The organism is Pseudomonas sp. NPDC086112 (genome assembly GCF_044746425.1).
Lineage (GTDB): Bacteria > Pseudomonadota > Gammaproteobacteria > Pseudomonadales > Pseudomonadaceae > Aquipseudomonas.
Genome location: NZ_JBIVCD010000013.1, coordinates 112300 through 134407, shown reverse-complemented (window position 1 = coordinate 134407; position 22108 = coordinate 112300). Strand labels below are relative to the sequence as shown.

At 60.0% G+C, this 22108-nt stretch carries 20 protein-coding genes; 13 read left to right on the top strand and 7 right to left on the bottom strand.

Features of this window, described 5'->3' with window-relative positions; all coding sequences use genetic code 11:
- Positions 1 to 102 precede the first annotated feature (102 nt).
- From ACIPLA_RS12435 to ACIPLA_RS12415, 5 genes are all read left to right on the top strand, one after another.
- Complete coding sequence (locus ACIPLA_RS12435; protein ID WP_192345543.1) at positions 103 to 744, top strand: tetratricopeptide repeat protein; 642 nt, start codon at positions 103 to 105, stop codon at positions 742 to 744.
- Positions 737 to 1888: an outer membrane protein assembly factor BamB gene (bamB, locus tag ACIPLA_RS12430; protein WP_032830306.1), complete on the top strand. Its 1152-nt coding sequence runs from the start codon at positions 737 to 739 to the stop codon at positions 1886 to 1888. The genes ACIPLA_RS12435 and bamB overlap by 8 nt, the downstream gene beginning before the upstream one ends.
- Positions 1889 to 2100: 212 nt before the next feature.
- The gene (gene der / locus ACIPLA_RS12425; RefSeq protein WP_401173284.1) at positions 2101 to 3570 is read left to right on the top strand and encodes a ribosome biogenesis GTPase Der; all 1470 of its coding nucleotides are present in this window, start codon (positions 2101 to 2103) and stop codon (positions 3568 to 3570) included.
- A gap of 224 nt (positions 3571 to 3794) precedes the next feature.
- Entirely contained in the window at positions 3795 to 4943 is a 1149-nt protein-coding gene (locus ACIPLA_RS12420) for a pyridoxal phosphate-dependent aminotransferase (RefSeq protein WP_401173283.1), read from the top strand.
- On the top strand, positions 4931 to 5722 hold the full coding sequence (locus ACIPLA_RS12415; protein ID WP_123494398.1) for an amidohydrolase: 792 nt from the start codon (positions 4931 to 4933) through the stop codon (positions 5720 to 5722). Before ACIPLA_RS12420 ends, ACIPLA_RS12415 begins: the two co-directional genes overlap by 13 nt.
- 205 nt (positions 5723 to 5927) lie before the next feature.
- On the opposite strand, the gene leuA is transcribed toward ACIPLA_RS12415, so the two are convergent.
- The 4 genes from leuA to ACIPLA_RS12395 form a co-directional block, all read right to left on the bottom strand.
- Entirely contained in the window at positions 5928 to 7607 is a 1680-nt protein-coding gene (gene leuA, locus ACIPLA_RS12410) for a 2-isopropylmalate synthase (RefSeq protein WP_123494397.1), read from the bottom strand.
- A gap of 452 nt (positions 7608 to 8059) precedes the next feature.
- On the bottom strand, positions 8060 to 8881 hold the full coding sequence (locus ACIPLA_RS12405) for a peptidoglycan DD-metalloendopeptidase family protein (protein ID WP_401173282.1): 822 nt from the start codon (positions 8879 to 8881) through the stop codon (positions 8060 to 8062).
- A 3-nt stretch (positions 8882 to 8884) separates the two neighbouring features.
- Positions 8885 to 10264: an exodeoxyribonuclease VII large subunit gene (gene xseA / locus ACIPLA_RS12400; protein WP_063341447.1), complete on the bottom strand. Its 1380-nt coding sequence runs from the start codon at positions 10262 to 10264 to the stop codon at positions 8885 to 8887.
- 87 nt (positions 10265 to 10351) lie between these two features.
- Positions 10352 to 11302 carry a LysR family transcriptional regulator gene (locus ACIPLA_RS12395; protein WP_218398958.1) on the bottom strand — a complete coding sequence of 317 codons (951 nt, stop codon included), beginning with the start codon at positions 11300 to 11302 and terminating at the stop codon, positions 10352 to 10354.
- Positions 11303 to 11402: 100 nt separating this feature from the next.
- Here ACIPLA_RS12395 and ACIPLA_RS12390 point away from each other — a divergent pair, with 100 nt between their 5' ends.
- The 4 genes from ACIPLA_RS12390 to guaA all read left to right on the top strand — a co-directional run bounded on the left by ACIPLA_RS12390 (position 11403) and on the right by guaA (position 16265).
- Positions 11403 to 12170, top strand: a complete 768-nt coding sequence (locus ACIPLA_RS12390; protein WP_123494392.1) for a sulfite exporter TauE/SafE family protein — start codon at positions 11403 to 11405, stop codon at positions 12168 to 12170.
- A gap of 174 nt (positions 12171 to 12344) precedes the next feature.
- Complete coding sequence (locus ACIPLA_RS12385) at positions 12345 to 12893, top strand: sugar ABC transporter ATPase (RefSeq protein WP_123494391.1); 549 nt, start codon at positions 12345 to 12347, stop codon at positions 12891 to 12893.
- A 231-nt stretch (positions 12894 to 13124) separates the two neighbouring features.
- Entirely contained in the window at positions 13125 to 14594 is a 1470-nt protein-coding gene (guaB, locus tag ACIPLA_RS12380) for an IMP dehydrogenase (protein ID WP_401173281.1), read from the top strand.
- A 93-nt stretch (positions 14595 to 14687) separates the two neighbouring features.
- Positions 14688 to 16265: a glutamine-hydrolyzing GMP synthase gene (guaA, locus tag ACIPLA_RS12375; RefSeq protein WP_007903619.1), complete on the top strand. Its 1578-nt coding sequence runs from the start codon at positions 14688 to 14690 to the stop codon at positions 16263 to 16265.
- Between the two features lie 302 nt (positions 16266 to 16567).
- Here the strand turns inward: guaA and ACIPLA_RS12370 are convergent, their stop codons facing one another.
- Complete coding sequence (locus ACIPLA_RS12370) at positions 16568 to 17215, bottom strand: TetR/AcrR family transcriptional regulator (protein WP_192345551.1); 648 nt, start codon at positions 17213 to 17215, stop codon at positions 16568 to 16570.
- 107 nt (positions 17216 to 17322) lie between these two features.
- Here ACIPLA_RS12370 and ACIPLA_RS12365 point away from each other — a divergent pair, with 107 nt between their 5' ends.
- Positions 17323 to 18216 carry an NAD(P)/FAD-dependent oxidoreductase gene (locus tag ACIPLA_RS12365; RefSeq protein ID WP_401173280.1) on the top strand — a complete coding sequence of 298 codons (894 nt, stop codon included), beginning with the start codon at positions 17323 to 17325 and terminating at the stop codon, positions 18214 to 18216.
- Here the strand turns inward: ACIPLA_RS12365 and ACIPLA_RS12360 are convergent.
- Entirely contained in the window at positions 18195 to 18356 is a 162-nt protein-coding gene (locus ACIPLA_RS12360) for a DUF736 family protein (protein ID WP_401173296.1), read from the bottom strand. The genes ACIPLA_RS12365 and ACIPLA_RS12360 overlap by 22 nt on opposite strands.
- Positions 18357 to 18419: 63 nt before the next feature.
- Here ACIPLA_RS12360 and ACIPLA_RS12355 point away from each other — a divergent pair, with 63 nt between their 5' ends.
- Both ACIPLA_RS12355 and ACIPLA_RS12350 read left to right on the top strand, forming a co-directional pair.
- Complete coding sequence (locus tag ACIPLA_RS12355; RefSeq protein ID WP_218398963.1) at positions 18420 to 19283, top strand: class I SAM-dependent methyltransferase; 864 nt, start codon at positions 18420 to 18422, stop codon at positions 19281 to 19283.
- Positions 19250 to 19546, top strand: coding sequence for a hypothetical protein (locus ACIPLA_RS12350; protein ID WP_401173279.1), 297 nt, complete (start codon positions 19250 to 19252; stop codon positions 19544 to 19546). The genes ACIPLA_RS12355 and ACIPLA_RS12350 overlap by 34 nt, the downstream gene beginning before the upstream one ends.
- A gap of 60 nt (positions 19547 to 19606) precedes the next feature.
- Here the strand turns inward: ACIPLA_RS12350 and treR are convergent, their stop codons facing one another.
- On the bottom strand, positions 19607 to 20311 hold the full coding sequence (treR, locus tag ACIPLA_RS12345) for a trehalose operon repressor (protein ID WP_019647781.1): 705 nt from the start codon (positions 20309 to 20311) through the stop codon (positions 19607 to 19609).
- Between the two features lie 237 nt (positions 20312 to 20548).
- On the opposite strand from treR, the gene treP reads away from it, so the two are divergent.
- Positions 20549 to 21991 carry a PTS system trehalose-specific EIIBC component gene (treP, locus tag ACIPLA_RS12340; protein WP_401173278.1) on the top strand — a complete coding sequence of 481 codons (1443 nt, stop codon included), beginning with the start codon at positions 20549 to 20551 and terminating at the stop codon, positions 21989 to 21991.
- The last annotated feature ends 117 nt before the right edge of the window (positions 21992 to 22108 follow it).

Genomic DNA, 22108 nt, shown 5'->3' with positions numbered 1-22108 from the left:
AACAAAGCTTTGCCTGGGTAGCGTTTGCTGCACAACTGGCCAACTGCGTCGTGCTGGGTTGTAGCTTTAATACAGCCGATTTAGCGATTAAGGAGTATTGGGGTGTCGAGTACCGAAGACGAACATCTGGTGGAGTTGAAGGACTGGTGGACACGCAACGGCAAGCCCCTGGTCACTGGCGGCCTGTTGGCGCTGGTCATCGTATTCGGCTGGCAGGCCTTTCAGAAGTATCAGAGCAATCAGTCGCAAGGCGCCTCGATTCTCTATCAGCAATTGCTCGAAACCACGCTGACGCCTGACGGCAAGCCTGATGCTGCACGTGTTTCGGACCTGGCTGGCAAGCTCAACAGCGAGTTCGGCGGCACCGCTTACGCGCAATACGGCAGCCTGTTCGTGGCGAAAGTTGCAGTCGACAGCGGCAAGCTGGACGACGCAGCCAGCGAGCTGAAAGCCATTGTCGCCAAACCGGCCAACCCGGCACTGGGCGAAATTGCCCGTCAGCGTCTGGCGCAGGTGCTGGCCGCGCAGAACAAGGTCGATGAAGCCCTGAAACTGCTCGAAGGCGATGCCGACAAAGCCTTCCTGGCCACTCGCGAAGAACTCAAAGGCGACCTGCTGGTGCAGCTGGGTCGTACCGACGAAGCGAACACTGCGTATCAAAAAGCCAAGGCGGCACTGTCGGATGAAGCGGCGGTCGGTGGCCTACAAATCAAGCTGGACGACCTGGCCAAAGGGGATGCGTGACGTGATTCGTTGGAAACATGCAGCATTGCTGGCTCTGGCCATATTGGCCGCGGGTTGCAGCAGCAACAGCAAAAAAGAATTGCCACCGGCGGAGTTGACCGACTTCAAAGAAGAAGTGGTGCTGCAAAAGCAGTGGAGTCGTTCGATCGGTGACGGTCAGGGCGAAACCTACAACATGCTGGTTCCGGCGATCGATGGCGATACCATCTATGCCGCCGACGTCACCGGTGTGGTGATGGCGATGGATCGCAGCAATGGCGACGTCAAATGGAAGAAAGATCTCGAACTGCCTGTCTCCGGCGCCGTTGGCGTAGGTTACGGTCTGGTCATGATCGGCACGCTCAAGGGTGAAATCGTTGCCCTGGACGCCAGCAGCGGTGAAGAGAAATGGCGCGCTCGCGTGACCAGTGAAGTGCTCGCGCCGCCGGCCACCAACGGTGACGTTGTTGTGGTTCAGACCCAGGATGACCGTCTGATCGGTCTGGATGCCGCTACCGGCAACCAGCGCTGGCTGTATGACAGCACGCCAGCGGTTCTGACCCTGCGCGGCACCAGCGCACCGATCGTCACCAACCGCCTCGCGGTGGCTGGCCTGTCGACTGGTAAAGTGGTCGCCCTGGACGTTTCCAACGGCGTGCCGGTGTGGGAGCAGCGCGTAGCGATTCCACAAGGTCGGTCGGAGCTGGAGCGTGTGGTCGATATCGACGGTGGCTTGCTGCTGTCCGGCGGTACGCTGTATGTCGCCAGCTACCAGGGTCGCGTCGCGGCACTGGATCTGGAAAGCGGTCGTCAGCTCTGGCAGCGTGATGCTTCCAGCTATGCCGGCGTTGCCCAGGGTTTTGGCAGCGTCTACGTGAGCCTGTCTGCGGGCACCGTTGAAGGCGTTGACGAACGTTCCACCACTGCCTTGTGGAGCAACGATTCGCTGGCCCGCCGTCAATTGTCGGCTCCGGAAGTGTTCTCCAGCTATGTTGCAGTCGGTGATATGGAAGGTTACCTGCACCTGCTGAGTCAGGTGGACGGTCGTTTCGTCGGCCGCGAGCGCATCGACAGCGACGGCCTGCGTGCCCGTCCGCTGGTGGTGGGTGACACGATTTATCTGTATGGCAACAGCGGCAAACTGGAAGCCCTGACCATCAAGTAAGAACTATGCTTGGGGTTAACCCCCCAGGCGGCTTCACCTGTGGGAGCGGGCTTGCTCGCGAAGGGCGTCAACGATGACGCGTACAGCCTGAATAAACGCGGTGCTGCTACGTTTTTTCGCGAGCAAGCCCGTTCCCACAGTGCTGCCCCGAGCACCAGCCGCTGCCTCGCAGCGGCTTTTGTATTTTCTGAAATAACGAAGTGGAGAGCCGCATGGTTCCCGTAATCGCCCTGGTGGGCCGACCGAACGTCGGCAAGTCCACCTTGTTCAAACGCCTGACCAGGACTCGCGACGCCATCGTCGGCGACTTGTCCGGTCTGTCCCGTGATCGCCAGTACGGTGAGGCCAAGTGGCAAGGGCGTTCCTACATTCTGGTCGACACCGGCGGTATCTCCGGTGACGAGCACGGTATGGACGAAAAAATGGCCGAGCAGTCGCTGCTGGCCATTGAAGAAGCGGATGTCGTTCTATTCCTGGTAGATGCCAAGGCCGGTTTCACCGCGGCCGACCAGATGATCGCCGAGCACTTGCGCAAGCGTAACAAGCGTTCCTACGTGGTCGCCAACAAGGTCGACAACATCGACCCTGAAATGGCCCGCGCCGAATTCGCCCCGTTGGGCATGGGCCACGCGATCCCGATCGCCGGCGCTCATGGTCGTGGCATCACCCAGATGCTGGAAATCGCCCTGAGCGACTTCCCGAAAGACGACGAAGAGCCGGAAGAAGGCGAAGAAGAGATCGTTGCCGAAGGTGAGGAAGCCAAGCGCATTCCTGGCCCAAGCGAAAAAGACGGTATCAAGATCGCCATCATCGGCCGCCCGAACGTTGGCAAGTCGACCCTGGTCAACCGCATGCTCGGTGAAGACCGGGTTATCGTTTATGACCAGCCCGGCACCACCCGCGACAGCATCTACATCCCGTTCGAACGTAACGACGAGAAGTACACGCTGATCGATACCGCCGGTGTGCGCAAGCGCGGCAAGATCCACGAAGAAGTTGAAAAGTTCTCCGTGGTCAAAACCCTGCTAGCGATCAAAGACGCCAACGTGGTGATCTTCGTGATGGACGCCCGCGAAGGCGTGGTGGACCACGACCTCAACCTGCTGGGCTTTGCCCTTGAAGCCGGTCGTGCGCTGGTAATTGCGATCAACAAGTGGGACGGCATGACGCCGAGCGAGCGCGACTTCGTCAAGGTCGAGCTGCAACGTCGACTGTTCTTCGTCGACTTCGCCGATATCCACTTCATCTCGGCCTTGCACGGCACTGGCGTAGGCAACCTCTACGCGTCGGTACAGAACTCGTTCAAGTCCGCGGTCACCCGCTGGCCGACCAACCGCCTGACCCAGATTCTGGAAGATGCGGTCGGCGAGCACGCGCCACCGATGGTCAACAACCGCCGGATCAAGCTGCGTTACGCCCACTTGGGTGGTGCGAACCCGCCGATCATCGTGATTCACGGTAACCAGATCGAGAAGGTGCCGAAGTCTTACGTGCGTTACCTGGAAAACACCTATCGTCGTGTCTTGAAGCTGGTCGGTACGCCGATCCGTATCGAGTTCAAGGGCGGCGAGAACCCGTACGAAGGTAACAAGAACTCGCTCACCGACCGCCAGGTCAACAAGAAGCGTCGGATGATGTCGCACCACAAGAAAGCCGACAAAAAGCGCCGCGACAAGCGCTGATTTGAGGCTGCCTGGCTTCCGTAGGAGCGAGGCTTGCCCGCGAAAGCCACACCGCGGTGTGCCAGGTAGAACGCATTATCGTTCTTCGCGGGCAAGCCTCGCTCCTACGGGACCGGGTTCGAAAAAGGGCGCTTAAGGCGCCCTTTTTTTATGGGCGCCGTTTGGGCTATTCTCGAGCTCTCCCGTGCCGTCGTAGAGCCGGGTGTAGAGCCAGGGAATCACCGATGATCACCAGTAAGCTGCCGAATGTCGGCATCACTATCTTCACGCAGATGTCCCAGCTTGCGGTGCAAACCGGGGCGATCAATCTGTCTCAGGGGTTTCCCGATTTCGACGGCCCGCAAGCCCTGTGTGATGCAGTCGGTCGGCACATCGCCAGTGGCCACAACCAGTATTCGCCGATGACTGGCTTGCCGGTGTTGCGTCAGCAGATTGCGGCGAAGATCGCTCGCAGCTACGGCGCCCATGTCGATGCCGACAGCGAAGTAACGGTCACTCCCGGCGCGACACAGGCTATCTTCTGCGCCATTCAGGCGGTGATCCACAGCGGTGACGAAGTCATCGTGTTTGATCCGGCCTACGACAGTTATGAACCTTCGGTGGAGCTGGCCGGTGGCCGTTGCGTGCATGTGCAACTGGGCCTCAACGATTTCAGCATCGACTTCCAGAAGCTTGCCAATGCGTTAAGCCCGCGTACGCGGATGATCATTCTTAACAGCCCGCACAACCCCAGCGGCGCGTTGATCAGTCGTGCCGAGCTGGATCAACTGGCGGCGTTGATTCGCGACCGCGATATCTATGTGATCAGCGACGAGGTCTACGAACACCTGGTATTCGATGGCGTATCTCACGTCAGCGTACTGGCCCACGAAGAGCTCTATCAGCGCGCATTCGTGGTCAGTTCGTTCGGCAAGACCTACCACGTCACCGGCTGGAAAACCGGTTATGTCGTGGCACCTCCAGCCCTCACCGCGGAGCTGCGCAAGGTTCACCAATACGTCAGTTTCTGCGGCGTGACGCCACTGCAATACGCGTTGGCCGATTACATGGCCGAGCATCCGGAGCACGTCGAAGAGTTGCCGGGCTTCTATCAGGCCAAGCGCGATCTGTTCTGCGATCTGCTGTCGCCGTCGCGCTTCAGTTTCACCCGCGTGGCCGGTACTTACTTCCAGTTGGTCGATTACTCGCAGATTCGCCCGGACCTCAATGACGTCGAGATGGCGCTGTGGATGACCCGCGAACATGGCGTCGCGAGCATCCCGATCTCGGTGTTCTACCAGACGCCACCCGAAGGCCAGCGCCTGGTGCGTCTGTGCTTTGCCAAACGCGAGGAGACCCTGCGTGAAGCAGCGGCAAAACTATGCGTGATCTGAGTGCTCTGCCCAATCTGAATGTCGCGCTGATCCAGACCACCCTGGCCTGGCATGATCGTCAGGCCAATCTGGAGCATTTCGAGCCTTTGCTGGAACAGGCTCGCGGCGCTGACCTGATCATCCTGCCGGAGATGTTCACCACCGGTTTCTCCATGGAATCGGAAACCCTCGCCGAGCCGGAAAATGGCCCCACCAGTAAATGGCTGCGGGTTCAGGCGGCGAAACTGGATGCGGTGATCACCGGCAGCATCATCGTCCAGGTGGCTGATGGCAGTCATCGCAACCGTTTGTTGTGGGCGCGACCGGACGGGGAGGTGTGGCATTACGACAAGCGTCACCTGTTCCGCATGGCGGGCGAGCACAACCATTTCACCCCGGGCGAGCGTCAGGTGCAGTTCGAATTGAAGGGCTGGCGAGTGCGGCCGTTGATTTGCTACGACTTGCGTTTTCCGGTCTGGAGCCGCGACCCTCAAGACACCGACTTGTTGCTGTACACCGCCAATTGGCCGGGCGCCCGGCGCCAGCACTGGAACCGTTTGCTACCGGCACGGGCGATTGAAAACCTCTGCTATGTGGCGGCGGTGAACCGCATCGGTACCGATGGCAAAGGCTTTGCGTATACCGGTGACAGTCAGGTGCTGGATTTTCAGGGTGAAACGTTGCTTGGCGCAGGCGATGCTGATGGTGTGTTCAAGGTCGTTCTGGACGCGGCGGAACTGGCGGCTTATCGCACGCGGTTTCCGGCAAATCTGGATGCGGATACCTTCGAGTTCACCTGAGACTTTCGCTGTCTGACCGTTCGTCTTCGCGAGCAAGCCCGCTCCCACACTTGATCGGTGTGAACACATATTTTGTGTACACCAAAAATCCACTGTGGGAGCGGGCTTGCTCGCGAAGAGGCCAGAAAAGGCAACACAAAAATCCCAAGCAAACAAAAAGGCCCCGAGGTTCTCACCCCGGGGCCTTTTGCATTGCAGCGCTGACTTACGCCGCTTTCGCTTCCGGCTGGCTCAGGGAGCGGTTCAGCGCGCTGAACAGGGCCTTGAAGCTGGCGGTGGTGATGTTTTCATCGATGCCGACGCCGTGCACCGCACGCTCGCCGTTTACGCGCAGTTCAATGTAGGCCGCAGCCTTGGCATTGGTGCCCGCGCCGATGGCGTGTTCGTTGTAGTCCATGATTTCCACCGGGATCGGCAGACCGGCCACCAGCGCTTCCAGAGCGCCGTTGCCCTTGCCACGCCAGTGCAGGTTGGTTTCGCCCTGGCCTTTGCTGGAGACTTCCACTTCCACCGCGCTGTGACCGTTTTCTTCCTGCAAGCGATGGCTGACCAGCGCGTACGGGGTGTTGGCCTGCAAGTACTCGCTGTGCAGCAACGCGTGGATCTGCTGGGCCGTCATTTCAAGGCCCAGGCGATCGGTTTCACGCTGCACGACCTGGCTGAACTCGATCTGCATGCGGCGCGGCAAGTTGATGCCGTATTCCTGTTCCAGCAGGTAAGCGATACCGCCTTTGCCCGACTGGCTGTTGACGCGAATCACCGCCTCGTAGCTGCGGCCGATGTCGGCCGGGTCGATCGGCAAGTACGGCACTTCCCACAGGGCGTCCGGTTGCTGCTGGGCGAAACCCTTGCGGATCGCATCCTGGTGCGAGCCAGAGAACGCGGTGTGAACCAGATCGCCGACATACGGGTGACGTGGGTGCACAGGAATCTGGTTGCACTCTTCGACGACTTTGCGCACGCCATCGATGTCGGAGAAGTCCAGCTCAGGGTCGACGCCCTGGGTGTAGAGGTTCAATGCCACGGTCACCAGATCGACGTTACCGGTCCGCTCGCCGTTGCCGAACAGGCAACCTTCGACACGGTCGGCACCGGCCATCAGGCCCAGCTCGGTGGCGGCTACGCCAGTGCCACGGTCGTTGTGGGTGTGCAGGCTGATGATCACGCTGTCACGACGGTTGATGTGGCGGCCGAACCATTCGATCTGGTCGGCATAGATGTTCGGGGTGGCGCATTCGACGGTGGCAGGCAGGTTGAGGATCACCTTGTGCTCAGGCGTCGGGTTCCAGACTTCGATGACTGCGTCGCATACTTCTTTGGCGAACTCGAGCTCGGTGGCGCTGAAGGTTTCTGGCGAGTACTCGAAAGTCCACTCGGTTTCCGGCTGCTGGGCGGCGTACTTGACGAACAGCTTGGCGGCGTTTACGGCGATGGCCTTGACCCCGTCCTTGTCCTGATTAAAGACAATGCGGCGGAAGGAAGGGGAGGTCGCGTTGTACAGGTGAACGATGGCTTTCTTGGCACCGCGCAGGGATTCGAAGGTGCGTGCGATCAAGTCTTCACGGCCTTGGGTCAGCACCTGGATGGTGGTGTCGTCCGGGATGTGGCCGTCTTCGATCAGCGTACGCACGAAGTCGAAGTCAGTTTGTGAAGCGGCCGGGAACGAGGCTTCGATTTCTTTCACGCCGACTTGCACCAGGGTCTTCCAGAAACGCAGCTTCTTGACCGCGTCCATCGGCTCGATCAGCGACTGGTTGCCGTCACGAAGGTCCGAGCTGCACCAGATCGGCGCTGCGGTGATGGTCTTCGATGGCCAGGTGCGGTCCGGGATATCGATGGTCGGGAACGCGCGGTATTTCGAAGACGGGTCTTTGAGCATGCTCATCGGGAAATCCTTATTGTGTGGGCCGAAAAAAGGCGGCCTGCCGGTGGATCAAAAGTTGGGATAAAGCGTAAGACGAGGCACCGCGATTCAGCCTGGCAGTCGTGCACTGACGAGGCACAGGCTGCGGTGCTGGCGGAGCTGAATGAGGGTGTGAGAGGTTTTCATGCCTTCAACCCTAACCGCGGGAGGAAAGGATGGCAAGCAGTCGAAAAAAATTGAGAGGAATACTCGAAAAGCGGAGGTTTGCGCGATTTTATTGTGTTTTATTCGACCGATCGTTGTGATTTTTGCGCGGGGTTTGATAGCTGCGCAATTACGCCGGTCGAGATATTTCAGTGCGCTGGGAGTGCGTTATCGCTAGCAGGCTAGCTCCCACAGGGGCGTTGTGTTGTGAACACGGTCCAATGTGGGAGCCAGCCTGCTGGCGATGAGGCCAGTGGCCTCACAATGCTTCAGGGCTGAAATGCGCCAATGAAAATCGCCGGGTCCACCCGGGCGTCATTCAGGCTGACGTTCCAGTGCATATGCGGCCCAGTCGCCCGGCCAGTCGCACCGACCTTGCCAACCACGCCACCGCGAGCCAATTGCTGGCCGACCTTCACGTCGATCTTCGACATATGGCAAAACATGCTGATAAAGCCCTGGCCGTGGTCGACGAATACCGTATTGCCATTGAAGAAGTAATTACCGATCAGGATCACCTTGCCGGCGGCCGGGGTTTTGATCGGCGTGCCGGCGGGCACTGCGAAGTCGAGGCCCGCGTGGGGATTGCGTTCTTCTCCATTGAAAAAGCGGCGCACGCCGAACTTGCTCGACAGCGGCCCATTGACCGGTTTGTCCAGCAGCAGATTGCTCGGGGTGTTCGGGCTGAAGCTGCGGTAGGCCTGGATCTGCTCCGCCAGTTCGCCCTCGATGCGCTTGAGATTCTCCGGGTTCGGATTGACCTGCTGGGTATTTTTCAGAGTGATGTGCTGTTCCGGGTATTTCTTGCTGGCAACGATGAAGTTCAGGTTACGACCGCCGCTGCTGATTTGTTGTGTACCCGGTTTTACAGTCAGCGGCACGCCGACGATGGCCAGCCAGTTGTTCTGTTCCTTGACCACCAATACCGGTTTGCCTTGATAACTGGCTTTGGGTGCCTGGGCGAAGGCGCCCAAATCCACCACCGCCACGCCACCCGGCACCGGTTTGTTCAACAGGCGGGTGATGTAACTGTCGGCGTGGGCGTTAAAGGTCAGGCACAGCAACAGCAGCGGAGCTAAAAAACGCGGCATGGATCAATCCAGTAAAGAAAGGGTGACAGGCGTCAGGTGATTGTCTTCGACTCGTACTTGCAGTTCGCCTTCACCCAATTTGGCTTTCAGGCGCTGGCCAGTGTGGGTTTGCGCGGCGCTGCGAATCGCATTGCCGCGCTCGTCCAGCAGAATGCTGTAGCCACGAGCGAGGGTCGCCAAGGGGCTGACCACGTGCAGCGTCTGCATCTGACTTTGCAGTTGCAGGCGGCGAGACTTGAGCCCTTCACGCATGGCCCGGGGCAGACGCTCGGCGAGGCTGTCGAGGCGTTGGCGAAGCATCGCCAATTGTCGCCCCGGATGTTGCCCGGCGAGGCGGGTTTCCAGGCGGATCAGGCGTTCGCGACGGGTATTGAGGCTGCGTTCGAACGCGCGGCGCATGCGCATGTCCAGATCATCCAGACGTTGTGCCTGCTGACGCAGTCGTTCGCCGGGATGGCGCAGTCGGCGTGAAATACCTTCCAGGCGCAGCCGATCGCGCATCAGGCGGTCACGCATGCGCATTACCAGGCGCCGGTGCAGGCTTTCGACGCGTCGCACCAGATCGCTGGAGTCCGGCGCGAGCAGTTCGGCCGCGGCGGACGGTGTCGGGGCGCGGACATCGGCGACGAAGTCACTGATCGAGACGTCGGTTTCGTGGCCGACGGCGCTGACAATCGGCGTCACGCAGGCATCCACGGCGCGGGCTACGGCTTCTTCGTTGAAACACCAGAGGTCTTCCAGCGAACCGCCGCCACGGGCCAGGATCAACGCGTCGAAACCGCGGGCATCCGCCAGTTTCAGTGCACGGACAATCTGTGCGGTGGCTTCGCGGCCTTGCACGGCGGTGGGGATCAGCGTCAGTTGGATCTGCGGCGCGCGGCGGCGGAACACACTGATAATGTCGCGGATCACCGCGCCGGTGGGCGAGCTGATGATGCCGATGCGTTGTGGGTGCGCCGGCAACGGCACTTTGCGTTCGGCGCTGAACAGGCCTTCAGCGCTGAGCTTTTCCTTCAAGGCATCGAAGGCCAGGCGCAGGGCGCCATCACCGGCCGGCTCCACGGTGTCGAGGATCAGTTGGTAGTCACCACGGCCTTCAAACAGCGAAACCTTGCCGCGAACCTTGACCGCCAAGCCGTCCTTCAACGCCTGGCGAACCCGCGCGGCGTTCTGTCGAAACAGCGCGCAACGCACTTGGGCGCCGCTGTCTTTGAGGGTGAAATACACATGGCCGGACGCCGGGCGGGCGAGGTTGGAAATTTCGCCTTCGACCCAGATGTTGCTGAACACGTCTTCGAGCAACACCCGCGCGCGGCCGTTGAGCTGGCTGACAGTCAGGACTTCCCGGTCCAGGCCGAGTCTTGCAAAGGGATCTTTAATCATGGGGCGCAGTTTAAAGGCATTCGGCAAACAATCTCCATGCTCCACGCAAATCCCTTTTGTGGGAGCGGGCTTGCTCGCGAAAGCGGTTTAACATTCAACATTAATGTCGACTGTCACGCCGCCTTCGCGAGCAAGCCCGCTCCCACAGGGATTTGTGCAGGTATTGATAAATTGCTGGACCAGCGCCGTGGGATTTTGCCGGCAGGCGAGGGCGACGGTGCTGTGGCAGTCCGGGTCGGCCAAGGGCAGAAAGTGGATATCCGGCGGCGCGATGTCCTGCATCGATTCCGGTAACAGCGCGATGCCGAACCCGGCCTGGATCAATTGCAGTTGCGTGGTTTTGCGTGACACCACTCGAGCCGCCTGGGGAAAGAACCCCTGGCGCATGCACAACTCGGCGGACAAATAGCTCAGGCCGCCACGCTGTGGATGAGGGATGGAAATAAACGCTTCATTCTTCAACTGCGCCAGATCGATGCCTTGCGCGGACTTATCCACAGCCAGCCGATGATTCGGTGGCACCGCCAGCAACAAGCGCTCGCTGTACAGCGGAACAATCTGCACCCCTTCACGCTGACGCAGCACCGGCAGGCGCAACAGACCCACATCGAGACGACCTTCGGCCAATTCTTCCAGTTGCGCCTCGGAGGACAGCTTGACGATGTCCATGGACACGCCAGCGTGCCGATCCAGATAGTCGCTGATGCCTCGCAACAGCCGACCGCTCATAGGCACAGTGCTGGAGTGACTCAGGCGCAACACGCCCAGTTGACCACTGCCCACTTGGGTGGCCATCTCGCTGGCCTTGGTCAGTTCGTTCAGCAGGTTTCTGGCCCGAGGCAAAAAAGCTTCACCTGCCGCCGTCAAACGGGGCTGGCGCGCGGTGCGTTCGAACAGCGGCGTTTGCAGCCGGGTTTCCATGTCCTTGATCTGCCGGCTCAGGGCGGATTGAGCAATAAACAGTCGTTCGGCCGCAGCGCTGAAGCTGCCGCTCTCGGCGATTTCCACGAAGTAACGCAATTGCCGGGTTGAAAGCACGAGGTATGCCTTTTCGAGATGGCTAGTCGATGTGGAAGATATTAGTCGCAACGCTTGGCGCTGGCTAAAGTCATCGCAGGAATAAAAGGAAGCCGTATCGATGAATGTGCTGGAGTTATTGAACCAATGGCCGTGGGGTGCGGTGGATTGGCTGGTGATTGGGTTGGGCGTTTCCCTGGCCTACATCGTGTTCGGCATCGCCGGTTTTGGTACCGCCCTGGTGGCGGGGCCGATTCTGATCCTGTTCATGCCGCTGTCGAAAATCGTGCCGCTGTTGGTGCTGCTGGATTTCGTCGCGGCGTTCGGCAATCTGCTGCCCTCGCGACGGGATGTGGCGAAGCCAGAATTGCTCCGACTGCTCCCGTGCATGGCGGTGGGCTGCACGTTGGGGGTTATTTTCCTGCTGAACCTGAAGTCTGATGTTTTGCTGCTGTTGATGGGGCTGTTTATCAGCACCTATGCGATTTACAGCCTGTGGATTAAAACCCGTCCGGCGCAATTGTCCGCCGGGTGGGCGGTGCCGATGGGCACCGTGGGCGGGATGTTCGGGGCGCTGTTTGGCAGTGGCGGCTTCTTATATGCGATCTATCTGAACAGTCGCTTGTCCAAGGATGCGGCCCGGGCAACCCAGAGTGCCCTGATCAGTTGCAGCACTGTGGTGCGTTTGAGCCTGTTTGCCATCGCCGGTGTGTATGCCGAGCTACCCTTGTTGATATTGGCGCTGTGTTTGTTGCCGGCGATGGCGCTGGGGTTGTGGATCGGCCGGCGGTTGACCATGAAATTGTCCCGCGAGGCATTCGTGCGGCTGGTGACCTGGCTGGTGCTGGCCAGCGGGATTGCCTTGATCGGGCGTTATTTGAGTACTTGACCGGATTCCGTCAGGGATTAAGCTGCCGGCCGCCCTGACGCTATCGCGGGCAAGCCTCGCTCCTACAAGGGATTGGTGTCGTTCCATAAATTTCCCTGTAGGAGCGAGGCTTGCCCGCGAAGGCGTCATCCGGCACACCGCAGAAATATCCATTTGACGCAGTAGGCTTGCACCATGAACTCCCAAAGCATCATCGTCCCGAAAATCTCCACCCTGCCGGTACACGAACCCCGGGCCCGGGCGGTCGTGCGTTGGCTGGTGCGCAAGAACATCATTAAAGAAGAGCTGACCACCTGTGGCCGCACCGGCAATCGCATGGCCCACGCCATCGCCGACGGAGCCCGCGCCGTGGTCCTGCACCCTGATGCGCTGCCGTTCGGCGAGCCGGTCAATGGCCTGGAAATCATCACCAAACGCTGCATCTACACACCGGCCAAGGGGTTCCTCGAAGAAGCCGGCTGCTCCGAGTGCCGCAAGGAGATCGGCGAAGCATTGTTCGAAAGCCTGGAAGAGTGGATGCCGGGGCGCACCGATAACTTCACGTGCCCTGAATGCGGGCATGAAGATGACATCAACGGGTTTCTGTTCTTGCAGGAATGCGGCTTTTCCAACCTGGGTTTCATCTTCAACAACTGGCTCGAGGCCGGGTTCAAGCAGAGCTTCATCGACGAATTTGCCGATTGGCTGGATCAACCTGTGAGCTGGGTCAAAGTCGAACTTTAAACCTGCGCCGGTCCCGTACTGTAGGAGCGAGGCTTGCCCGCGAAGGCATCGCTGCGGTACATCAGATACACCGAGTCGATGCCTTCGCGGGCAAGCCTCGCTCCTACGGGATTTGTGTGCCAAAACCTCCGTCGATCACCGCGTCGATAATAGACAGAGTTTTACATTGAACCCGAGGGGGTGTCTGACTATAATGGCGCGCTTCCATTTTCCCGCTCGGGAGCCCCCGCGATGCTGCGTATCAGCCAAGAAGCTCTGACCTTCGACGACATTCTTTTAGTGCCCGGTTATTCCGAGGTTCTTCCTAACGAAGTCAGTCTCAAGACCCGCCTTACCCGTGGCATCGAGCTGAATATTCCACTGGTTTCTGCTGCCATGGACACCGTTACTGAAGCCCGCTTGGCAATTGCCATGGCTCAGGAAGGTGGCATCGGTATCATCCACAAGAACATGACCATCGAGCAGCAAGCTGCCGAAGTGCGTAAGGTCAAGCGGTACGAGGCCGGCGTGGTCAAGGACCCGATCACCATCGAGGCTGACGCCACGGTTCGTGAACTGTTCGAACTCACCCGCCTGCACAACATCTCCGGCGTACCGGTACTGCACGATGGCGACCTGGTCGGCATCGTCACTTCCCGTGACGTGCGTTTCGAAAACCGCATGGACGCCTCCGTCCGTGAAGTGATGACGCCTAAAGAGCGTCTGGTCACGGTCAAGGAAGGCGCCAACAAGAACGATGTGCGCGAACTGCTGCACAAGCACCGCATCGAACGCGTGCTGATCGTCGACGACAAATTCGCCCTCAAAGGCATGATGACCGTCAACGACATCGAAAAAGCCAAGGCTTACCCGCTGGCCAGCAAGGACGATCAGGGTCGTCTGCGCGTTGGCGCTGCAGTCGGTACCGGTAAAGACACCGGTGACCGCGTAGCTGCCCTGGTTCACGCTGGCGTTGACGTGGTAGTGGTCGACACTGCTCACGGTCACTCCAAGGGCGTGATCGACCGTGTTCGCTGGGTCAAGCAGAACTTCCCTGAAGTGCAGGTCATCGGCGGCAACATCGCCACCGGCGCTGCCGCCAAGGCCCTGGCCGAAGCCGGCGCTGACGCAGTCAAGGTCGGTATCGGTCCTGGCTCGATCTGCACCACCCGTATCGTCGCCGGTGTCGGCGTCCCGCAAATCAGTGCCCTCGCCAACGTCGCCGCTGCCCTCGAAGGCACTGGCGTTCCGTTGATCGCCGACGGCGGCATCCGGTTCTCCGGTGACCTGTCCAAGGCCATCGTTGCCGGTGCTTCCTGCGTGATGATGGGCTCGATGTTCGCCGGTCCCGAAGAAGCGCCAGGCGAGATCGAACTGTTCCAGGGCCGTTCGTACAAGGCTTACCGCGGCATGGGTTCGCTGGGCGCCATGTCCCAGGCTCAAGGTTCCTCCGACCGTTACTTCCAGGACTCCTCGGCAGGTGCCGAGAAACTGGTTCCGGAAGGCATCGAAGGGCGTGTTCCGTACAAGGGCACCCTGAGCGCCATCATCCATCAACTGATGGGCGGCCTGCGTTCTTCCATGGGCTACACCGGTAGCGCCGATATCGAAGAAATGCGCACCAAGCCTGAGTTCGTGCGGATCACCGGCGCTGGCATGGCCGAGTCCCACGTTCACGACGTGCAAATCACTAAAGAAGCGCCAAACTACCGCGTAGGTTGAGGCTTCCAGCAATAAGTTAAGTAACCGGGGCTGTTTTCAGCCCCGAGTTGTTTCTGATTCTCTTCACCGAACTGCATAGACGAGACTGACCACATGGCCCTCGACATTCACGCCCACCGCATCCTGATCCTCGACTTCGGTTCCCAGTACACCCAGCTGATTGCCCGCCGCGTGCGTGAAATCGGCGTGTACTGCGAACTGCATCCGTTCGACATGGACGACGAAGCGATTCGCGAATTCGCTCCAAAAGGCGTCATTCTCGCCGGCGGCCCCGAGTCCGTGCACGTAGCCGACAGCCCGCGCTGCCCGCAAGCGGTGTTTGACCTGGGCGTACCGGTCTTCGGTATCTGCTACGGCATGCAAACCATGGCTGAACAGCTGGGTGGCAAGGTCGAAGGTTCCGAGCTGCGTGAGTTCGGTTATGCCCGCGTTGACGTGGTCGGCAAGAGCCGTCTGCTCGATGGCATCGAAGACCATATCGACGCCGATGGCCTGTTCGGCCTCGACGTGTGGATGAGCCACGGTGACAAGGTCACCAAGATGCCGGAAGACTTCCACATCCTGGCCAGCACCCCGAGCTGCCCGATTGCCGGCATGTTCAACGATGCTCGCGGCTACTACGGCGTGCAATTCCACCCGGAAGTGACCCACACCAAGCAGGGCGGTCGCATCCTCTCGCGCTTCATCCTCGACATCTGCGGCTGCGAAGCCCTGTGGACACCTTCGAAGATTGCTGAAGATGCTATCGCCCAGGTCCGCGCCCAGGTTGGCACCGACAACGTATTGCTCGGCCTGTCCGGCGGCGTTGACTCCTCGGTGGTTGCCGCGCTGCTGCACAAGGCTATCGGCGACCAATTGACCTGCGTCTTCGTCGACAACGGCCTGCTGCGCCTGCACGAAGGCGAGCAAGTGATGGCCATGTTCGCCGAGAACATGGGCGTCAAGGTGATTCGCGCCAACGCTGAAGACCAGTTCCTCGACAATCTGGCAGGCGAAAGCGACCCAGAGAAGAAGCGCAAGATCATCGGCCGTACCTTCATCGACGTGTTTGATGCCCAGTCCAACAAACTGGATAACATCAAGTACCTCGCCCAAGGCACCATTTACCCGGACGTGATCGAGTCGGCTGGCGCCAAAAGCGGCAAGGCTCACGTGATCAAGTCGCACCACAACGTGGGCGGCCTGCCGGAAGAAATGAACCTCAAGCTGGTTGAACCCCTGCGCGAGCTGTTCAAGGACGAAGTCCGTCGTCTGGGCCTGGAACTGGGCCTGCCGTACGACATGGTCTACCGTCACCCGTTCCCGGGCCCGGGCCTGGGTGTGCGGATCCTCGGTGAAGTGAAGAAGGAATACGCCGACCTGCTGCGTCGCGCCGACCACATCTTCATCGAAGAACTGCGCAAAGCTGACTGGTACCACAAGGTCAGCCAGGCATTCGTGGTGTTCCAGCCGGTGAAATCGGTGGGCGTGGTGGGCGATGGCCGTCGTTACGCCTGGGTCGTGGCCCTGCGTGCCGTGGAAACCATCGACTTCATGACCGCACGTTGGGCGCATCTGCCTTACGAACTGCTGGAAACTGTTTCCGGCCGGATCATCAATGAAATCGAAGGCATCTCCCGCGTCACTTACGACGTGTCGAGCAAGCCGCCGGCGACGATTGAGTGGGAGTGATGCCCCCGGCCTCAGGGCCGATCGGCTGAAACAAAAAACGCCTGGTGCTTATGTACCAGGCGTTTTTTTTTGAGTTTTTCATAGTGCTCTGGAGCGAACAGCCACTCAGTCATGCTGACTGGATTTTTGTTTTTGGTTGGAAAGCACCGAAGCAAGAGCCGTTGTTCTCAATAGATCGCAAAGGCTGGCGTAGGTGTTAGAGAAACTGTGATCGAATCAAATCCGTATCGAACGGCGTTATCCCTTGCTCAGGTGCAAACACCGCCTGTGCCTGCTGCGGCGAAGCCACTCGTTCCAAATGCTTATCCGCCCGCGTGGTCGTTGCCACCGTGCGCGGCGATGAACATGGCGACGGCCGACCGGCAATAGGATTCGATTTCGTTGTCGTCCTCTGCTCTCGCCTCATCGAAGCGCGCGATAATCAGGAGATCGGATCCTTTGAAAAGTGCGGCAAACAAGCGGGCGGACTGGAGAGGATCGGGCACGTTCAGAACCGCCTTCGCGTGCAACTGACGCAACAGGGCCTCGATTTGGGCGATGACATAGGCGGGGCCAGCTTCGTATTGGCGCTTGCTTAACGACTTTTGATTCGTCTTGTCGGCCATGATCATGGCTTCGACACTACGGACGTCCGGGCTCAACAGCGTGCGAAGCAGGGTTGATCCCACCGCCATGAGCTGATCTTCGGCCGAACCGTCGAAGCCTTCAAAAAGGGCCTGTGGTGCAAACTGCTGGCAGTGGGCCGCGATGGCCGCGCTGAACAGCGCCTCCTTGTTCTCGAAGTGCCTATAGATGCTTAGCTTGGATATCTTCGCCCGCTGGGCGACCTTGTCCATGGTCGTCGCTTGAAAACCCAATTCCACAAAAAGTTCGCACGCGGCGTCGACTATCGTTTGGCCAAGCGCCTCGTTGGCGGGGCGGCCGCGCCGGGCCTGGTTGTTTTCGGTCATAAAAATTCCAGTACTTGACAGTATTCTAATGCTTGAATTAGGGTACTTCAAAGTATCTTAAAAGTGCAAGCCAATCTCCCTTCATCCATAACACGGAGCCTATCACCATGAATGACGTCATCATCATCGGCGGCAGCTTTGCCGGTCTTGCCGCAGCCCTGCAGCTCGGCCGTGCCCGCCGAAAGGTCACCGTTCTCGATACCGGCCTGCCGCGCAATCGCTTCGCCGACCACTCGCATGGCCTGCTCGGCCACGACCACAAGCCACCGCTGGAGATCCTGGCCGAGGCGCGGCAGCAGCTGGCGCGCTATCCCACGGTCAGGCTGGTCACTGCCCGGGCCGAGAGCCTCTCCGGCGCCATCGACGATTTCTCCGTCCTCACTGGCGATGGCGAAAGCCTCAGGGCGCGCCGCCTGATCCTGAGCTATGGCGTCGCCGACCAGATGCCTGAACTTCCCGGCTTTGCCGAAGGCTGGGGCACCTCCATCGTGCCTTGCCCCTATTGCGACGGCTTTGAAGTTGCCGGCCGGCATTGGGGCCTCGTCTGGTCCGGCCCGCCGTCGCACAACTACGTCAGGCTGTACCACGACTGGACCGACACATTGACGGTCTTCGCCAATGGTCACGACATTCCACCCGACATCCGGGTCGATCTGGCGCGCCGCGGAATCCCTGTCGTCGATGGCCGGATCACCGAAATCGACCATGACGAGAGCCATAACGCCACCGTCAGGCTCGACGCCGGCCCCCCTGTCGCGGTCGACATCCTGTTCGCGCATCCGCGCAACAAGCCGTCCGCACGCCTGCATGAATCGCTGGGCCTCGCCACGGTCGATACGCCCCTGGGCATCGCCCTCAAGGTCGACGAGCGCCGCGAAACCAGCATGCCCGGCGTCTACGCCGCGGGCGACCTAGCAAACCCCCTCATGGCCTCGGTCACCCTGGCAACATCGCACGGCGCGACGGCGGGTATCTCCGCTCAGCAATCGATGCTGGTTTGAGAGCACAGATTCCCTTCTCCGGTTGCGTCGTCGCTTTCGAAGAGGTTGGCGTAGATCGGCGCGGTGAAGGACGGATCGTCGAATTTGACGGAATGGTAGGAGCGGTTGTCCTTCGAGGTCCGGCGCCAGGCGGCAGCGATCTCGGTCTGGTGCCTTATCGCTGCTGGAGGCGGGTTTAGAACGAATCAAAACGAGGAGATGTCATGACAGAGCAAAATGCCTATCAGGTCGCCGACTGGAATGGCCAAAGCGGAGAGTACTGGGTCGCCAACCAGGCCCGGCTCGACGCCATGTTTGCGGTGTTCGGCCAGGCCGCGATCGAAGCCGCCGCGCCCACGACGGGTGAGCGCGTGCTGGACGTCGGCTGCGGCGCGGGGGCGTCGAGTCTGGCTCTGGCCGCCCGCGTCGGCGCGGGCGGCCATGTGCTGGGCGTGGACATATCCGAACCGCTGATCGGCCGAGCGTGCGCGCTTGCGCCACAGGACACGCCGGCCCGGTTCCGGGTAGCCGACGCCAGCAGCGCCGAGCTGCCCGAGGGCGCGTTCGACATCCTGTTCTCGCGTTTCGGAGTGATGTTCTTCGACGATCCGACAGGGGCGTTCGCCCATATGCGACGCGCGCTCCGGCCGGGCGGGCGGGTCGCTTTCGTCTGCTGGCGCGGCGTGGCCGAGAACGATTGGGTGCGCCTGCCGATGGGCGCGATCAAGGGCATCGTCCCGCCGACCGCACCGCCCGATCCCGAAGCACCCGGCCCATTCTCGTTCGGCGATCGGGGGCGCGTGGCACGCATCCTGACAGCGGCCGGCTTCACCGATATCGCTATCGCGCCCTTCGATGCTTCTATCCCGTTCGGCGAGGGCGGGACGCGGGACGCGGCGATCGACGACGCGGTGAAGATGGCGTTCGAGGGCGGCCCGCTGTCGCTTGTGCTCGCGGATCAGCCCGACGACATCCGCGCCCGTGCCTGGGCCGCGGTTCGTGCCGCCTTCGCGGGCTTCCCCGGCGAGCGGTCGGTGATGATCGACGGCGCGGCGTGGATCGTCATGGCACGCAATCCGGCAAGCTGACAGGGATTAATAGGGGAGATGCCCCCGCTCGGATGCTTGTCACGCCGACGGACATGAAGGACAAGTCGACCTTCCGCTATTTCCATTCTGTGGCCACTGCCCGCGTCGATCATGCAACGTCGAAGGACAAGGAGATAGCCCAAAATGTTTTGCGTCAGCTCGATGCATTACCTCCTTGCGCGGATACGGCATTTCACGCCTACTGCAAAGGGCACAATGGCAGGCAGGAGCAGGCGGGAAATTTCGAGCAATCTCGACTGTAACTGATCGTCCCTGACACCTGAAAGGCCCCGTGAACGCGAGTTCACGGGGCCTTTTGCGTTTCAGCGCCGGGCGACGTCTGAGAAGTAGAACTTATCCAGCGTATGCCGCGACTCGGTGTACTCGAATTGCCGGCCATCCTGCAAAAACGTCTGGTTACTGACCACGATCACATGGCTCTGACCGTCGAGATCCAGGTGTTGCTGGTCATCTTTGCTACGGGGCACCGCTTCGATGGTGCGCTGGGCGTAGGCGATTTGCAGTTGCAGGGTCTGCTCGATGAAGGCGTAGATCGAATGCTCGGCGATGTCGCGGGACAAGCCGGGAATCACGTCGCTGACGAAATGGTTGATGTCGAGGATCACCCGTTTGCCATCAATCCGCCGCACGCGTTTGATCCGCGTGATCAGGCTGCCTTCTTCGGCCTTGATGTGTTCGAGCAGTGGGCCTTCGAGGGGGATCTGGGTGAATTCGACCACCTCGGTGCTGACGTCATTGCCCAGTCGAGGGTAGGTTTCCTGGAAGCTGACGATACCGCCGAGCTGGAATTCGATCGGGTTGGTCGACAGCACGAAGGTGCCTTTGCCGTGGACTTTCTGGGCAAAGCCGCGCTCCTGCAATTGCTCGATGGCCTTGCGCACGGTGCCGCGGCTGGCCTGATAGCTGTCCATCAGTTCGGTTTCGGACGGCAATCGGGCGCCGCGTTCCAGACGTTCGGTCGTGATGCTGGCAAGCAGATCGCTGTAGATCTGGTTGTATTTACTCATGGGGATGGCTCTGTGCCGCGCTGTGCTCAAGGTTTTGAACCTTAAGGGCAGGGTAGGGGTTTGTCCATGCGGGTTTAGGTTTCTTTGACTTTTGAGGTAGGAAATATCGCCGCTTGTCGGGTTCAGGATAAACAAAACCAAACTCGTCTGTACGAGTTGTTGCAATAACTCGTACAGACGAGTACTTTTCGCTTCGGCGTGCTGCCAATAACAAAAAACTACAGTGGAAGAACAAGCATGAGCCACGACTATCCGAATATCGTCACTGAGCTGCTGCACAGCCTCGGTGGCAGCGATAACCTCGAGCAGGCCGCGCATTGCGTCACACGGCTGCGCCTGGCCCTCAAGGACCCGAGCCTGGTCAATAGCGCCACGCTGAACCAGATCGATCTGGTCAAAGGTTCGTTCTTTACCGGTGGCCTGTTCCAGGTGGTCATCGGCCCCGGCGAAGTGGAAAAGGTCTACGCCGAGCTACGCCGGCAAACCGGCCTCGCCGCCTCGACCATCGCCGACGTCAAACAGAAAAGCGCCGACAAGATCCACCCCATGCAGCGATTGGTGCGGGTGTTTTCCGACGTGTTCATGCCGATCCTTCCGGCGCTGATCATTGCCGGCCTGCTGATGGGCATCAACAACCTGATTGGCGCCAAGGGCATGTTCATCGAGGGCAAGACCCTGCTGGACGCCTACCCCAAGCTTGACGGGCTTTGGAGCCTGATCAACCTGATGGCCAACACCTCGTTCGTGTTTCTCCCTGCGTTGGTGGGCTGGTCGGCGGCCAAGCGCTTTGGCGGCAGCGAAATCCTTGGCATCGTGCTCGGCCTGATGCTGGTGCACCCGGATCTGCTCAATGCCTGGAACTACGGCAAAGCGGTGGCTGGGCTTGAGGGGCAGAGCCTGCCGTACTTCGACATCCTTGGTATGTTTCAGATCGAGAAGGTCGGTTATCAGGGGCAAATCCTGCCGATCCTGATGGCGGCCTATGTGATGAGCGTCATCGAAAAGTGGCTGCGGGCGCGGGTGCCTAATGCGGTGCAATTGCTGGTAGTGCCGATCACCACCATTGTCGTCACCGGTGTGCTGGCGCTGGCAGTGATTGGTCCGGTGACCCGCCATCTGGGGATTCTCATCACCGAAGGCGTGGTGACCCTGTTCGACCTGGCGCCCATGGTTGGCGGCGCGATTTTCGGCCTGCTCTACGCACCGCTGGTGATCACCGGCATGCACCACATGTTTCTCGCGGTCGATTTGCAACTGATCTCGACCCAGGGGGGCACCTTCATCTGGCCGATGATCGTCATGTCCAACCTCGCCCAGGGCAGCGCGGCACTGGCGGTGTTCTATATGACCCGCAGTGTGCGGGACAAAAGCATGGCCTCGACTTCAGCGATTTCCGCTTACTTCGGCATCACCGAGCCGGCCATGTTCGGGGTCAACCTGCGCTACAAATTTCCGTTCTATGCGGCCCTGATCGGCTCGGCGCTGGGCAGCATTTTCCTGTCGCTGAACAAGGTCCAGGCTTCGGCGATCGGCGTTGGCGGGTTGCCCGGTTTCATCTCGATCATCCCCCAGTTCATTCCGATGTTCGTGGTCGGGATGGTGATTGCCATGGTCGTGCCGTTTGTTCTGACCTGCGGGTTGAGCATGAGGATTGTCCGGCCTGGATATCGGGTTGTCTGATAGATCCATTCGCGGGCAAGCCTCGCTCCTACATTGGAATGCAAAACCCTGTAGGAGCGAGGCTTGCCCGCGAAGAGGCCCCCAAGGCCAGTACAAAACTTACTGAAGGAATCCCGC